Origin of the sequence: Rhizobium acaciae (genome assembly GCF_025941625.1) — a bacterium.
Lineage (GTDB): Bacteria > Pseudomonadota > Alphaproteobacteria > Rhizobiales > Rhizobiaceae > Rhizobium > Rhizobium acaciae.
In genome coordinates, this window is the sequence record NZ_JAPCZO010000016.1 from 188,087 (window position 1) to 201,436 (window position 13,350).

Annotated in this window: 13 protein-coding genes; all 13 read right to left on the reverse strand. The window is 61.0% G+C overall.

The window, feature by feature from the left end; genetic code table 11:
- Positions 1–21: 21 nt before the first annotated feature.
- The gene (locus OLZ32_RS25000; RefSeq protein WP_264395959.1) at positions 22–765 is read right to left on the reverse strand and encodes a branched-chain amino acid ABC transporter ATP-binding protein; all 744 of its coding nucleotides are present in this window, start codon (positions 763–765) and stop codon (positions 22–24) included.
- Positions 755–1,528: an ABC transporter ATP-binding protein gene (locus OLZ32_RS25005; protein WP_264423314.1), complete on the reverse strand. Its 774-nt coding sequence runs from the start codon at positions 1,526–1,528 to the stop codon at positions 755–757. The genes OLZ32_RS25000 and OLZ32_RS25005 overlap by 11 nt, the downstream gene beginning before the upstream one ends.
- Complete coding sequence (locus OLZ32_RS25010) at positions 1,525–2,511, reverse strand: branched-chain amino acid ABC transporter permease (protein WP_003550377.1); 987 nt, start codon at positions 2,509–2,511, stop codon at positions 1,525–1,527. The genes OLZ32_RS25005 and OLZ32_RS25010 overlap by 4 nt, the downstream gene beginning before the upstream one ends.
- A 43-nt stretch (positions 2,512–2,554) precedes the next feature.
- Positions 2,555–3,427 carry a branched-chain amino acid ABC transporter permease gene (locus OLZ32_RS25015; protein WP_264423316.1) on the reverse strand — a complete coding sequence of 291 codons (873 nt, stop codon included), beginning with the start codon at positions 3,425–3,427 and terminating at the stop codon, positions 2,555–2,557.
- 21 nt (positions 3,428–3,448) lie between these two features.
- Positions 3,449–4,642: an ABC transporter substrate-binding protein gene (locus tag OLZ32_RS25020; RefSeq protein ID WP_003550379.1), complete on the reverse strand. Its 1,194-nt coding sequence runs from the start codon at positions 4,640–4,642 to the stop codon at positions 3,449–3,451.
- A 258-nt stretch (positions 4,643–4,900) separates the two neighbouring features.
- Positions 4,901–6,247 carry an NAD(P)/FAD-dependent oxidoreductase gene (locus OLZ32_RS25025; protein WP_264423318.1) on the reverse strand — a complete coding sequence of 449 codons (1,347 nt, stop codon included), beginning with the start codon at positions 6,245–6,247 and terminating at the stop codon, positions 4,901–4,903.
- Between the two features lies 1 nt (position 6,248).
- Positions 6,249–7,136, reverse strand: a complete 888-nt coding sequence (locus OLZ32_RS25030) for a dihydrodipicolinate synthase family protein (protein WP_264423320.1) — start codon at positions 7,134–7,136, stop codon at positions 6,249–6,251.
- A 48-nt stretch (positions 7,137–7,184) separates the two neighbouring features.
- Positions 7,185–7,892 carry a GntR family transcriptional regulator gene (locus OLZ32_RS25035; RefSeq protein ID WP_264423322.1) on the reverse strand — a complete coding sequence of 236 codons (708 nt, stop codon included), beginning with the start codon at positions 7,890–7,892 and terminating at the stop codon, positions 7,185–7,187.
- A 223-nt stretch (positions 7,893–8,115) separates the two neighbouring features.
- A complete protein-coding gene (locus OLZ32_RS25040) occupies positions 8,116–9,150 on the reverse strand; it encodes an L-idonate 5-dehydrogenase (RefSeq protein ID WP_264423324.1) in 1,035 nt (344 codons plus the stop codon).
- Positions 9,151–9,159: 9 nt separating this feature from the next.
- Positions 9,160–10,566, reverse strand: a complete 1,407-nt coding sequence (locus tag OLZ32_RS25045; protein WP_264423326.1) for a TRAP transporter large permease — start codon at positions 10,564–10,566, stop codon at positions 9,160–9,162.
- A gap of 4 nt (positions 10,567–10,570) precedes the next feature.
- Complete coding sequence (locus OLZ32_RS25050) at positions 10,571–11,143, reverse strand: TRAP transporter small permease (RefSeq protein WP_003550385.1); 573 nt, start codon at positions 11,141–11,143, stop codon at positions 10,571–10,573.
- Positions 11,144–11,424: 281 nt separating this feature from the next.
- Positions 11,425–12,399, reverse strand: coding sequence for a sialic acid TRAP transporter substrate-binding protein SiaP (locus OLZ32_RS25055; RefSeq protein WP_264395975.1), 975 nt, complete (start codon positions 12,397–12,399; stop codon positions 11,425–11,427).
- Positions 12,400–12,422: 23 nt separating this feature from the next.
- On the reverse strand, positions 12,423–13,181 hold the full coding sequence (locus tag OLZ32_RS25060) for a FadR/GntR family transcriptional regulator (protein ID WP_264395977.1): 759 nt from the start codon (positions 13,179–13,181) through the stop codon (positions 12,423–12,425).
- Positions 13,182–13,350: the final 169 nt, after the last annotated feature.

Here is a 13,350-nt window from a genome sequence, read left to right on the forward strand (position 1 = left end):
TTCTGGAGAGGCGGATTGGCTTCAGTGAACGGCTTCGGTTTCGCCGCGCATCTTCCCGGTCAGGAACAGTTCGCCGAGCTCGTCATGGGTGATGTCTTTCGGCAGGCCGTCCCAGATGACTTTGCCAAGTCTCAGGATGACCGCGCGCTCCGCCACCTCCATGGCTTTCTTGGTGTTCTGCTCGACCAGCAGGATCGTCATGCCGTCGGCGTGAAGCCGAAGAAGCTCATCGAACACGATGCCGATGGCGGCCGGCGACAGCCCGACCGACGGCTCGTCGACCAAAAGCACCTTCGGCCGCTGCAGGACCGCCATCGCTACCTCAAGCAGCTGCTGCTCCCCGCCGGACATGTTGCCGGCGAGCGTCGCACGGCGTTTCTTGAGGATAGGAAAGAGGTCGTAGACATAATCGCGGTCGGCCTTCACTTTGGCGTCGCGGAGGGTATAGGCCGCCATCTGAAGATTTTCGTCGACGCTCATGACAGGGAAGTTGCAGCGACCCTGAGGCACGAAGGAAATCCCCTCGCCCAGAATGGCTCGCGACTTGCTGCCGGCGATATTCTTGCCGCGCCAGTCGATGCTTCCCTGCTTGATGGTCGTCATGCCGTAGAGCGTCTTGAGAAGCGTGGACTTGCCCGCCCCGTTCGGCCCCATGAGCGCCACGAACTGTCCGGCGGGCACGTCGAGATCGACACCGTTCAGAATGTCCAGATTGCCGTAACCTGCACGCAGGTCGCGGATTGAAAGGTTCGAATTACCCGCCAAGATAGGCCTCCCTGACGCGCTGATCCTGAATGATGTCGCCCGGCAAGCCTTCGACGAGCTTGGCTCCCTGGTCGAGCACGATGACGCGCTGGCAGATGCTCGTGACCACATCGATATTATGTTCGATCACCAGGAAGCTCACGCCGAGCGACTTGTTCGCATAGCGGATGGTGTCGACGACGCGTTCGATGATCTTCGGATTGATGCCGGCCATCGGCTCATCCAGCAGGATGAGCTTCGGTTCGGGCATCAGCATGGACGCGAACTGGATGAGCTTCTGCTGTCCGCCCGACAGATTGCCCGCCGGCTGATGACGCACATCCCAAAGACCCGCCATCTTGATGAGGTCGCGGGCCCTTTCCCTGAGACCATCAATGCGTTGGCGGGACATCTTTCCGAGGCCGAAGGTCGATGCAATGGACGGGAAGGTGAACATCTGACCGGCGATGACCAGGTTCTCCTCGACATCGAGCGACTTGAAGGTGACGGTTTTCTGGAAAGATCGCAGCATACGGCCTTCCCTGGCGATGCGATTCAGGGACCAGCCGGTGATGTCCTGTCCGTCCAGGACAACCGTGCCGGCGTCCGGCTTTGCAAGGCCGGTGCTGCAATCGAAGAAGGTCGATTTGCCGGAGCCGTTCGGTCCGATCAGGCCCGCGATCTCACCTCGGTCGATGTGAATGCTGACATCGTTGACAGCCTTCACCGCGCCGTAGGACTTGCTGAGATTCCTGATTTCGAGAAGCGGAAGATGACTGGTCATTTCACGCCTCCGATCGCATTCCAGAAGCGATTGATCAGCGGCGCGCAGCCCTTCTTGAACCAGAAGACGAGGACGAGAAGGCAGACACCATAGGCGATCATGCGCAGTTCAGGTGTAATGCGCAGCGCCTCCGTCAGCCCGACGAAAAGCAGGCTTCCGAAGACGGTGCCGGAAATCATCCCCGCCCCGCCTCCGAGCACGATGATCAGCATCGTCGTCGAATAGTACATCTGGAAGGTCAGCGGGCTGACGACCGTCAGGTAATAGGCATAGAGGCAGCCGCCGACCCCAGCGAACACGGCGCTGATCATGAAGACGATCAGCTTGTAGTGCCAGGTCGGGACGCCGAGAGATTCGGCGAGCGTTTCATTCTCACGGATCGCCACCATGTTGCGCCCGGCGGGCGAGCGGACGATTGCCCAGACGGCGAAGGTGGCCAGCGTCCCGATGATCAGGGCAAGATAGTAGAAGTTTGTCGTACCGGACACCGTGAACGAAAGCGGACCCAGCTCGAAGTATGGTTTTGGAATACTCGATAGACCCATGTCGCCGCGCGTCAGCGAGACCCAGTTCTTGGCGATGGCCTGGCCAATGATCACGAAACCCAGGGTGCACATCACGAAGGACGTGGAGCGCAGACGCAAGGCGGGAATGCCGAGCGGAAGAGCTAGGGCCCCGGAGACCGCGCCCGCAGCGATGAGATTGACGTAGAACGGCGTTCCGTAGGTGACGGCGAGAAGACCTGCCGTATAGGCACCGATGCCGAAGAACGCGGCCTGAGCCAATGACAGAAGACCGGTGTACCCCACAAGCAGATTGAGCCCGTGCGCCGGCAGCATGAAGATCAGGGCGATGATCAGGGAATGGGTGATGTAACGGCTGCCGATGAACGGCGCGGCGAGTGCCAGGACGACCAGGACCGCGGCGAGCGGTATGCGAAGGTCGCGTCTGCGTGCCTGTTGAGCGGCTTCCGTGAGAGACATATCGAGTCCTCGATCGTTCGAGAAAGATGGCGGGCTGCAGCTGCTAGAAGCGCGCCTGCGTCGAAAAGAGGCCATGCGGTCGCCACATCAGCATCAGGATCAGCGTGGCGAAGCCGACGGTGTCGCGGAATTGCAGGCCGATATAGGTGGCGACCAGGCTCTCTGCCACGCCAAGGATCATCGCCGCGACGAAAGTGCCGCGCACATTCCCCAAACCGCCCATGATAATGATCGGCAGCGTCTTGAACGTGATCAGCTCGCCCATGCCGCCATAGACACTGACATTGACCGGGGCGGTCAGAACACCTGAAAGCGCGGCGAGGGCCGCCCCTAGCATGAAGGTTCGAAGCACGATCTGAGGCACATCGATGCCGACGACGCTGCAGCACTCGACGTTCTGGGAAACGGCGCGCATCGCCATTCCGAGGCGGGTGTAGCTGACCATCAGTTCGAGGCCGATGAACACCAGCAGGCAGACGACGAGAATGAGAATGCGCTGCTGGGCCAGACTGAAGCCGAGGACGGAAACCGGCTCGATATAGCCTCCGGCGAAGAACTTGTAGCCTCCACCGAAGACGAGAATGATGGTGTTCTGCAGGATCAGCGCGATGCCGAGGGTGGCAAGCACGCCCGACTCCGCGGGCGCGCCGACCATCCGGCGCATGACGAGTTGCCCGACCACATAGGCAACGGCGATTGTCGCAAGAACGCCCACGACAATCGACGCTTCATAGGACAGGCCGAGATAATCGATCGCAAACCAGGCCCCGAATGTACCGAGCATGTAGTATTCGCCGTGAGCAAAATTGATGGCTCTCAGCACGCCGAAAATCATGGTCATGCCGACGGCGACGATGGCGTAAACGGAACCGGTGACAATTCCATTCACAGTTTGCTCGAGTATGGTCGAGAGCATGGGCGTATTCCTCCCGGCAGATTAGTTGGCAGGATATTGAATGTCCGCCGTATATGCACCCTTGATGCTCGGCTTGCCGTTCTCGATCTGCAGCAGGATCATCGGCAATCGAGCCTGGTTGTGGTCGTCGAAAGTGACTTCGCCAACCGGGCTCTTGTACTTGATCTTCGAAAGTGCGTCGCGAACCTTCACCTTGTCAGCGCTGCCGGCCTGCTTGATCGCGGCTGCGAGGAGATTGACGGTATCCCAGTGAACATAGGCGTGGTTGTTCGGGGCTTCGTTGTAGGTGGCCGTGAACTTCTCGACGAAAGCCTTGCTTTCGGGTGAGTCGAACTGCGGAAGCCATGCGGCGGCTTCGACGGCACCTTCGAGCGCCGACGGGGCTGATTTGATGGTCTTTTCCGTGTTGAACTCGCCATTACCGATCAGCGCGACCTTGCCGGCTATTCCGAGTTCGATCATTTGGCGGGCGATGATGGGCGTCGTATCGGCGAGGCCGTACATGATGATCGCCTGGGCGCCATTGTCGCGGATCTTGGCGAGAACGCTGCGGAAATCGACTTCGCCTTCCTTATAATAGTCTTCGCTGAGGATCTCGCCCTTGAAATCGGGCAGGTACTTCTTCGTGAAGGTGATCGCCGAGCGGCCATAGTCGCTGTCGACCGAGAGCACAGCGAACTTGGTGAAGCCGCGCTGCTCTGCGGCATATTTGGCGACGATCAGCGCCCGGTTCTCATCTGTCGGATAGTTGCGATAGGTCCACTTGAAGCCGCCGACGCCGGCCTGGTAGGTGATCTTCGGATTGGATGACGCCGCATTCAGGAGAAGCACTTCGGCATCTTCCGCGACGGGCTGGATGGCGAGCGTCACCGAGCTGGAAACGTCGCCGATGATGAACTCGACGCCATCCTGGTCAATCAGACGACGGGCGGCCGAGACGCCTTCGACCGGCGTGCCCTGGCTGTCGGCGTTGAGGAGTTCGATTTTCATCCCGTCGATGCCGCCGGCATCGTTGATGTCTTTGACGGCGAGTTCGGCTCCATGCATCGAAAATGCGCCGTAGCGCGCATTCGGGCCGCTCATCGGCGCAACAAGTCCGAGCTTGATCGTCCCGTCCGCTGCCAGCGCGATAGCCGGCAGGCCGGAGACGGTCACGGCCAGTGAAAGGACCGCTGTAGAAATGAAAAGTGCTCTGCGGCTTACGGTAAGTTTCATGTTCCCACTCCATGTTCTCGGGTGCAAACGCTTGGGCATATGGCCCAGCGTAGTCCTGACCGCTTTCCGCGGTTCTTATCGCGTCAGCCCAGCGCTGACACCGTCACAGTAGGTTCAGGGAAGCATCGCTGGCCAACACAACTCCACTCTGCCGCTATAGCGTTTATTTATAGCCAAGCGATCGATGAGGTATTGCGGGAACCGTTCGCCGTCCCGGCCGGACAAGCCGTCGGGCGATAGTGACGATGTCGCCCCTCGTCACTCGGATCCTGCACTCCACTCGCGATAGGCGAGGTGGATCTTTGCTCCGATCGTCGTGAAAGGCTGCGGCGGCAATGCCGTCGGGGCAGCCAGGCGCGCGTAAACGCGGCCGAGTTCGGAATCATGTCCGAGCGCCAGTTCCCCAGCCGCGATCCCTGATGCTGTCGAGTTCGACGCTCCAAGGCCGTTGCAGCCGCATGCCGCGAATACGCCGCGCTCGATCTCACCGAATGCCGGAACATGATTGCGTGTGAGCGCCATCGCACCGGCCCAGCGATACTGCATCCCGACGCCGCCAAGGGTGGGAAAGCGTTTGGAGAACTTGCCGTCGTGGAGGCGGCCGGCTCGCTGGATCGCGGCGTCGCTGACTGCGATGCCCGGATTATAGCTGTAGCGCGAGCGTACCAGGATTCGGTCGCCGGTGCCGGTGCTGATGCGGCGGACAGTTGTTCCCATCGGCAGGGCGGGCGTGGCGGCCCACTTCCGTTCTCCACTGAGGCGCGAGGGGTCGAACTCCTCGGTGAGGGAGGCATAAGTGAATACATGGAGCAGACGCCCACGGAAGAAGCCGAAGCTCTCCGCATGTCCGTTGTTTGCCATGATGATCTTTGCCGCCTGCACGGAACCCTGCGGCGTCTTGACGAGCCATCCCGTACCGAGGCGCTCGAACGAGAGCGCCGGCGTCCGCTCGTAAACGGTGACCGGCTCGTTCAGGCAGTCGGCGACCCCGCGAATGTAGGCGGCGGGCTGCACGATGACCGTGCCGGGTGTGAACAAACCGGAGGTGTAAACCGGCGATCCCGTGACCGCCCTGATCTCCCCGGCGCTCAGGAGCCGATGGTCTTCGCCCATGTTCGTAAGCTGCTGCGCATAGTCCTCGAGGTGCCTGTCGCCTTCCGCGCTGATGGCGACGCTGTATCGGCCACAGGGATCGAACACCTCCTTGCCCCAGCCGTTTTCCGTCGCCATCTCGGTCGCCAGAGCAATGGCCGAGCGCTGTATGAGCACGGACTGCCTGAACCTCGCCTCCGACTCTCCGCTGAAACCATCGGATGAGACCTCGTGCGGCAGGTCGATGATGAAGCCCGAATTCGCGCCCGCCGGCCCCTCGCCGACGGTACCCGCTTCGAGGACGGCAACCCGCGCGGTCGGGTCCAGGCGTGAGATGCGCCGGGCCGCGGAAAGGCCGGCGAAACCACCGCCGATGATTGCGACATCCGCAATGACAGGTCCGGTCAGCGCCGGCCGTGGCGCACGTGGCGCAAGCATGGCCACCCAGCCCGAAACGCCTGCGCGTTTCGGCAGCCTGGAAGCGACGAAGACATTCCTTGCGGCCTGGGTCACGTCAGATCGCTTCCCGCTCCATGAGCATTTCGAGGGCGCGGCGAATGGCCGGAAGCTTTTCTGGGGCAAGCCCGCGCAGCGGTTTTCGCGGAACGCCGGCCCCGTAGCCCACCAGATCTGCCGCCGCATAGACGGACTGCACGTAATCGCCTTCCCAGATCAGCCCCATAGACGGCTCCAAGATTTTCCAGAGCGCGCGAACCTCATCCCACTTGTGCTCGGCGGCGGCCTCGACGAGGGCGACGCAGGTTTTCGGAGCGAAGTTCGCCCCACCCCAGATCAGGCCGTCGCATCCGGCATAGAGCGCATAGGGTACGAGAGGGTCAGCGCCGTTCATGACGAAACGGCCGGTGCGGATAAGTGCTGCCTGCTTTCCAAGGTCGCCGCTGCTGTCCTTGACGGCACAGAAGCCGGGAATTTCGCTCAGCCTGTCGAGAAGTTCGGGCGTAACGGCGACACCGACCGCCTGGGGAACGTTGTAGCCGATCACCGGAAGACCGGCCTTCGCAACCTCGCTGTAGAAATCGACGATGCCTTGATCGTCGGTCGGTCCTTCGAAGAAGGGCGGAAGAACCATGACGCCTTCGGCGCCGGCGTCTCGCGCGCGGATGGTACGCTCGACGACGTCTTCCACGAGGAGAGCGGACGTCTGCGCAATCACCTTTGCCCGCCCGTTGACGATCCGCGATCCGCGCCGGATCAACTCCTCGGATTCCTCCTTGGAAAGGTAGACGTGCATGCCCGTGCCGGAGCTGAACAGGAAGTTCCTGACGCCTGCTGAGAGGTAGCGCTCGACATTGTATTCGAGCCTGCCGTAGTCAATGCGTCCGGCATCGTCGAACGGCGTGGTGATGGCAAGATTTAGGCCTGGAAACTGGAAGTCAGACATTCGTTTTGTGTCCCGCGTTGCGCTGCCGAAAGGTCGAGCCAAATGGTCCTAGAGGGTCGGTGTCTCCAGACCTTCTGGGGCCGCGTACATCGCCATGTTTCGTCGTGAAAGCTCAAGGTGAAGCCGCGCCAGTTCTCCGGCTGCGTCGGGATCGCGCTTCCCGATGGCGTCGATCATCTCGTCATGTTGTTGCGTGGCGAGTTCGAGCTCTTCCTGCATGCGAGGCGTGTTCGGGTGCTTGTAGAAGACCTTGCCGATGCGCGCGTGGTCGATCTGCAGTCGCCGCAGGCTTGGAACCAGATAGATGTTGTGCGCCATCTCGCCGATCTGTCGGTGGAACTGGTCGTTGTAGAAGACGCGCCCCTCGACATCGCAATTGTCGACGGCGTTTCGAAATGATTGCTGGATCTGCTTGAGCACGTCGAGCTGCCCGCGCGTCCCGTTCTCGGCCGCCAGCTTGTTAGCGGTGATGTAGATCATCGGCGCAAGAAGGAAGAAGTCGCGTAGCGACTGGTAACTCATCGAACTGACGCGCGCCGCCCGGTTGGCTTCCAGCTCGATATAACCTTCGCCAGCCATCTGCCGCATCAACTCGCGAACCGGCGGGCGGGACAGTCCAAACTCCTCGCTCAACGCCACTTCGTCCAACACCGCACCCGGCGGCAGTTCCATCGTTAGGATGCGTCTGCGGAGCGTAAGGCTCAGATTCACTTTGCGATCGGGGTTGCCGATCTCGGAGACATTGTCATCGTCCATCTCACAATCCTTTTGAAAGACATTATGTAGACATAAGATAGACGTCAAGAATTTCTTGAGAGTCCGGAATCGAATCCGCTCGCCCGATCGGCGAGAAAGCAGGTTCGAGTCAGGAAAAGTTGCTGCCTTCACGGTGCAGCGAATGCTGCGTCGGCAAGTCGACCGAAGACCTCCGATCGCTCATCGGGCCACCGGGCAACAGGTATGAGTTCGGCGACGCGCTCTAAAAAGTCAGTTGCACCTTACAGGCAGCCGCGCGGTCGCCGGCGAGAGTGAAGGCTGCGGTGGCTTCTTCGAGCGGCAGGCTGTGACTGATGATCGGCCGCACATCGATCTTGCGGCTGGAGATCAGCTCGACGGCAGTACCGAACTCCTCGTGGAAGCGCTGCGTTCCGTGGAGTTGAAGCTCCTTGCCGACGATGGCGTTGAGAGGGATCGGGACGTCTCCCGTAACGCCGACCTGCACGATCGTTCCGCGCGGCCTGATGGCGGCAATCGCGCCGCGGATTGCCGGGGCGGCGGCCGAGCATTCGAAGACGAGATCGAAATAGCCCTTTCCCGCCTCATATTCCGCAAGCGTAGCGACATCCTTGGAAACATTGATCGTGCGGCTGGCGCCCATCGCTTTGGCCCGGTCCAGCGCCGCGTCCGCGAGATCTGTCACCACGATCTCGCTTGCGCCATGATAGGAGGCGACGGCAACCATCAGGGCGCCGATCGGGCCGGCTCCAGTGACCAGCACGCGCTTGCCTGTAATATCTCCTGCGCGCGATGCCGCGTGCAGGCAGACGGAGAGCGGCTCGCTGCAGGCCGCTTCCGCGGCAGCTGTCGCAGCTCCGACCGCAAAGCACTGCTTGGCCGGCACCACCAGCCATTCCCGGAACATGCCCTGCTCATGCGGCAGGCGCATCGCACTGCCCATGAAGCGCATTTCCAGGCAATGGATCGGCATGTTTTTCTCGCAATATTCGCAACGCCCGCAGGGTTGGCTGGGATTGACCGCCACCAGCGTCCCGGCCTTCAAGTCGACCCCCTCGCCCGCTTGGCTCACGGTCCCCGAGGCCTCGTGGCCGGGTATGATCGGCTCGCGAACCCGGACCGGCCCGAAGCCGCCGTCCTGATAATAATGCAGGTCGGAGCCGCAAATCCCTGCGGCCGCCATTTTGAGAAGCACCTCGCCGGGACCAAGGGCCGCAATCGCGGCGGTCTCGATCCTGAGGTCGCCCTTTTGGTAAAGCCGTGCCACACGTGTCCGCATCTTCCGCTCCTATCTCAGCAGCCCGAGTTGCTGCGGCAGCCACAGCGATACGGCGGGCACGAAGGTGATCAGGATCAGCGCCAGGAAGAGCGGCACCAGCCAGGGCAGGATCGCCATGGTCGTGCGTTCGACGGAGAGTTTCGCAACCCTCGACAGCACGAAAAGCACCATGCCGAGCGGCGGGTGCAACAAGCCGATCATCAGGTTCAGCGTCATGATGAGACCGAATTGGACCGGATCGATCCCGAATTTCAGGACGATCGGCAGAAGGATCGGCACGAGAATGGTGATGGCCGCGATCGTGTCCAGGAAGCAACCGACGAAGAGCATCAGCAGGTTCACGAGGATCAGGAAAACCCATTTATTGTCGGAGATCGAAAGGATCGCATCGGAGAGCAGCTGGGCCGCCTGGCTCACTGTCAGCAGCCATGCGAAGACCGATGCTGCGGTGACGATGAAGAGAACGGACGCCGTCGTCTCGATCGTATCGAAACTTGCCTTGGCGAGCGTCGAGGGCGTCATCGTGCGGTAACGCACCAGACCGAGGAAGAGAGACCAGAGGACGGCTGCGACGGCGGCCTCCGTCGGCGTGAACCAGCCCATCGTCATGCCGCCGATCAGGATGACGGGCGTCATCAGCGCCATGACGGCGGAGAAGCGGAAATACCAGTCGAGGGCAAGAAGCAGGGCAAGGGCAATGCCCGCCGCAACATTCATCGATACGCCCGCACGCATCATCAGATAGATGGCCAGCGGCACCGCCAGGACGACAACGATTTCCATCCCCGCCGATAGGAGCTCTCTGACATTAAACGGCGCATCCGAGCCCCACCGCTTCTTATAAGCAAAGGCGGCGACCGTGATCATCATCAACAGCGTCATGACGATGCCGGGCAGGATGCCCGCCATGAAAAGAGCGCCGATCGAGACGTTCGCCATCATGCCGTAGATCACGAACGGCAGCGACGGCGGGAAGATCGGGCCGAGTGTTGCCGAAGCCGCCGTCACACCGACCGCGGCCTCGACCGGATAGCCGTGATCCTTCATCGCCTTGATCTCGATCGTGCCGATGCCGGCTGCGTCGGCGAGCGCTGTGCCCGACATGCCGGAGAAGATCACCGAACCGATGATGTTGACTTGCGCGAGACCGCCCTTCATCCAGCCGACGAGAGCGACGGCAAAGGAATAGATGCGGCCGGTGACGCCGGCCGAGTTCATCAGGTTGCCCGCGAGGATGAAGAAGGGCACCGCGAGCAGCGGGAAGCTTTCGACGCCGGCGATCATGCGCTGGGCGACGATGATGTCCGGCGCGACGCCATAAAGGACGATGTAGAGCACGGATGCGACCGCCATCGAAATGGCGACGGGCACCCCGATCAGCATCAGCACCAGAAACGAACCAAGAAGCAGCAGCATCTGATCAACCCTCGACGGTCTGGAATTCTTCGGGGCGCTCCAGAACGGAGTAGCCGCGGCGCATGTTGGCGATGAAGACGATGACCGCGCGGATCAGCATCAGCACGAAGGCGACGAGAACGCTGTAGAAGACGATGTTGCGCGGCAGGTCGATGGTGACCATCTGCTCGTCCGCGACGATGTCGACATAGCGCCACATCAGATGGCAGCCATAGGCGAAAAAGCCGATGCGGACGATATCGACGAAAGTGGCGAGCACGCGCGCGAGGCCTGCAGGCATATAGTGATAGAACACATCCACCTGGATATGCCGCGAGGTGCGCACGCACATGACGGAACCGAGAAAGACGACGCCGATCAGGCAGTTGATCGCGATCTCCTCGGTCCATGCGTAGCTGTCGTTCAGCACATAGCGCGTGAAGAACTGCAGGAAGACGCAACCGGCCATCAGCCAGAAGACGATCAGCGTGATCCAGTCTTCGATGGCATAGTCCGAGACGTTAGCGGTCGGCGCGTGCCCTTCGAACTCGTGACCGATTTCTTCGGCGGTGATTTGCGTATGAATTTCTTGCGACATGATCGGCCCTGTTCCAGTTGGGGAAGAAGGGCGCGGCGTGTGGGGCGCGTGCCCTTCAGTTGTCGACAAACATCGTCCTTTGCGGCGTGATCCTCGGCTCAGTGAGTACCGATAGCTGCCCCTCATCCGGCTGCCGCCACCTTCTCCCCGCCAGCGGGGAGAAGGGACATGCCGCGCCGGCTTCTTCAACCCTCACCGCTGCGTTTGGCACGTCCCCTCTCCCCGTCCAAACGGGGAGAGGGTTAGGGTGAGGGGCATGACGAAAAGGTAGTTTGCGGAGTTTACTGGATCGCGCGGATTGCTTCCCAATCGGCCTTCTCGTAACCGAAATCCTCGAACTTGACCTTTTCCATCACGGTCTTTTCGAAATCGGCCTTGTCGACCTCGGTGACGTTCAGGCCTTTTTCCTTGAAGGTCGCGATGAGGCTATTTTCCTTGCCGGCGATCGTCTTGCTCGTGCGCTCGGCGGCCTCCTGCATGACCTCGCCGAAGATCTTCTTGTCCTCGTCGGAAAGGCTCGCCCACCGCGTCTTCGAGACCACGGTGTTGAGGTGATCGACGATGTGGCCGGTGAGGATGATGTTCTTCTGGACTTCGTAGAACTTCTTCGCCTCGATTGTCGTCAGCGGGTTTTCCTGTGCCTCGACCGTGCCGTTCTGCAACGCGAGATAGACTTCGGCAAAGGCGATCGGTGTGGTGTTAGCGCCGCAGGCGCGCGGCATGGCGAGATAGGCCGGAACGTCAGGCACCCGGATCTTCAAGCCCTGCATATCGGCGCATTTGGCAATCGGCTTGTTTGATGTCGTATGGCGCGTGCCGTAATAGCTGACGGCGGCGATGTGGTTGCCGGTCTTGTCTTCATAGCCTTTGGCAAGACGCTTGAAGACATCGCTCTTGGTGTAGGCGATCAGGTGATCGGGACCGCGGAAAATATAGGGGAAGTAAGTCACGCCGATCGGCTTGTAGTCACGGGCCGCGAAGCTCGATCCCGAGATGATGATGTCGACCGTCCCGAGCTTGAGGCCCTGGTTGATGTCGGCTTCCTTGCCGAGCTGTGACGCCGGATAGACCTCGATCTTGTAGCGCCCGTCGGTGCGCTTGTTGATCTCTTCTGCCGCCCATACGGAATCCGTGTGGAAGGGCTCTGACGTTTCATAGACATGCGCCCACTTCAGCACTGTCTGGGCCTGCGCGATCGCGCTGCTCGCCATGATCGCGGCTGCAGTGCAAAGTATCGTTGCCAGTCTGCTTCTCATTGCTCTCTCCTCCCGAGCTTGGGTTAAGTCTTGGCAGTTCCTTTCGACGGCCGCTTGTTGCGTCCGCGCTCCTCTTCCCCCGAAAACTCCTCCCCGAAGCTCTCGGAAAACCTTTTCTGCGACATTGTGAGATGGGCGCGCATGGCAACTTTAGCGCCGGCGGCATCGCCGGCGGCGATCGCGTCGCGAATGGCGCGATGCTCGTCCAGGGCGCTGCGCCATGTGGTTGGCCCCTCGAAGTGGCTGGCAAGCCTTGCGAAATAAGGGGTCATGCGCATGTCGAACATTTCGCCCGTCACACGGATCAATGTCGCATTGCCGACGATGGCGGCAATGCCGGTGTGAAAGGCGCGATCGGCATCGAGCACTGCGATTGCATCGTTGACCACGCTACCCATGCGCATCAGCGTTTCATCCAGCAGAGCGATATCGTCCGGCTTGGCGCGACCGGCAGCTTCTTCGGCGATGGCGCATTCGATGAGGGCCCGCGCCTGCAGCAGTTCGAAAGGCCCCTCCACCGGCTCGCGCTCGGCCCCAGTGACAGTCGCAGCATGCTGGCGCACCACATAGATGCCGGATCCCATGCGGATGTTGACGAGGCCTTCGACCTCCAGGACGATCAGCGCCTCGCGGACGGTCGGGCGTGAGACTGACAGCTGCTCCGCTAGGTCGCGCTCCGCCGGCAGCCGCTGGCCGACGGCAAGCTCGCCGCTGGCGATCATCAGGCGAATCTGATCCGCAACCTGTCGATAAAGGCGGCGTGATTCAACAGGCGAAAACATCGTGGGCCTCCCCGGCGCGGGCTTCTCCTCAAGCGCGCAGACTGGTCAACTGGCCTGACCAATAAAGATACAGGTATCACCCCTCGGGTTGTGCGTCAATCCGCCGCATAAACTTGGAAGGAGAGTTCACGCCATAGGTCATGCCAACACACAAAAAAACCCCGCCGAA

Coding starts and splice junctions, on each gene's coding strand:
- OLZ32_RS25005 (WP_264423314.1), bottom strand. CDS start 1,528: ATGACCAGTCATCTTCCGCTTCTCGAAATCAGGAATCTCAGCAAGTCC.
- OLZ32_RS25010 (WP_003550377.1), bottom strand. CDS start 2,511: ATGTCTCTCACGGAAGCCGCTCAACAGGCACGCAGACGCGACCTTCGC.
- OLZ32_RS25015 (WP_264423316.1), bottom strand. CDS start 3,427: ATGCTCTCGACCATACTCGAGCAAACTGTGAATGGAATTGTCACCGGT.
- OLZ32_RS25020 (WP_003550379.1), bottom strand. CDS start 4,642: ATGAAACTTACCGTAAGCCGCAGAGCACTTTTCATTTCTACAGCGGTC.
- OLZ32_RS25030 (WP_264423320.1), bottom strand. CDS start 7,136: ATGTCTGACTTCCAGTTTCCAGGCCTAAATCTTGCCATCACCACGCCG.
- OLZ32_RS25035 (WP_264423322.1), bottom strand. CDS start 7,892: ATGGACGATGACAATGTCTCCGAGATCGGCAACCCCGATCGCAAAGTG.
- OLZ32_RS25040 (WP_264423324.1), bottom strand. CDS start 9,150: ATGCGGACACGTGTGGCACGGCTTTACCAAAAGGGCGACCTCAGGATC.
- OLZ32_RS25045 (WP_264423326.1), bottom strand. CDS start 10,566: ATGCTGCTGCTTCTTGGTTCGTTTCTGGTGCTGATGCTGATCGGGGTG.
- OLZ32_RS25050 (WP_003550385.1), bottom strand. CDS start 11,143: ATGTCGCAAGAAATTCATACGCAAATCACCGCCGAAGAAATCGGTCAC.
- OLZ32_RS25055 (WP_264395975.1), bottom strand. CDS start 12,399: ATGAGAAGCAGACTGGCAACGATACTTTGCACTGCAGCCGCGATCATG.
- OLZ32_RS25060 (WP_264395977.1), bottom strand. CDS start 13,181: ATGTTTTCGCCTGTTGAATCACGCCGCCTTTATCGACAGGTTGCGGAT.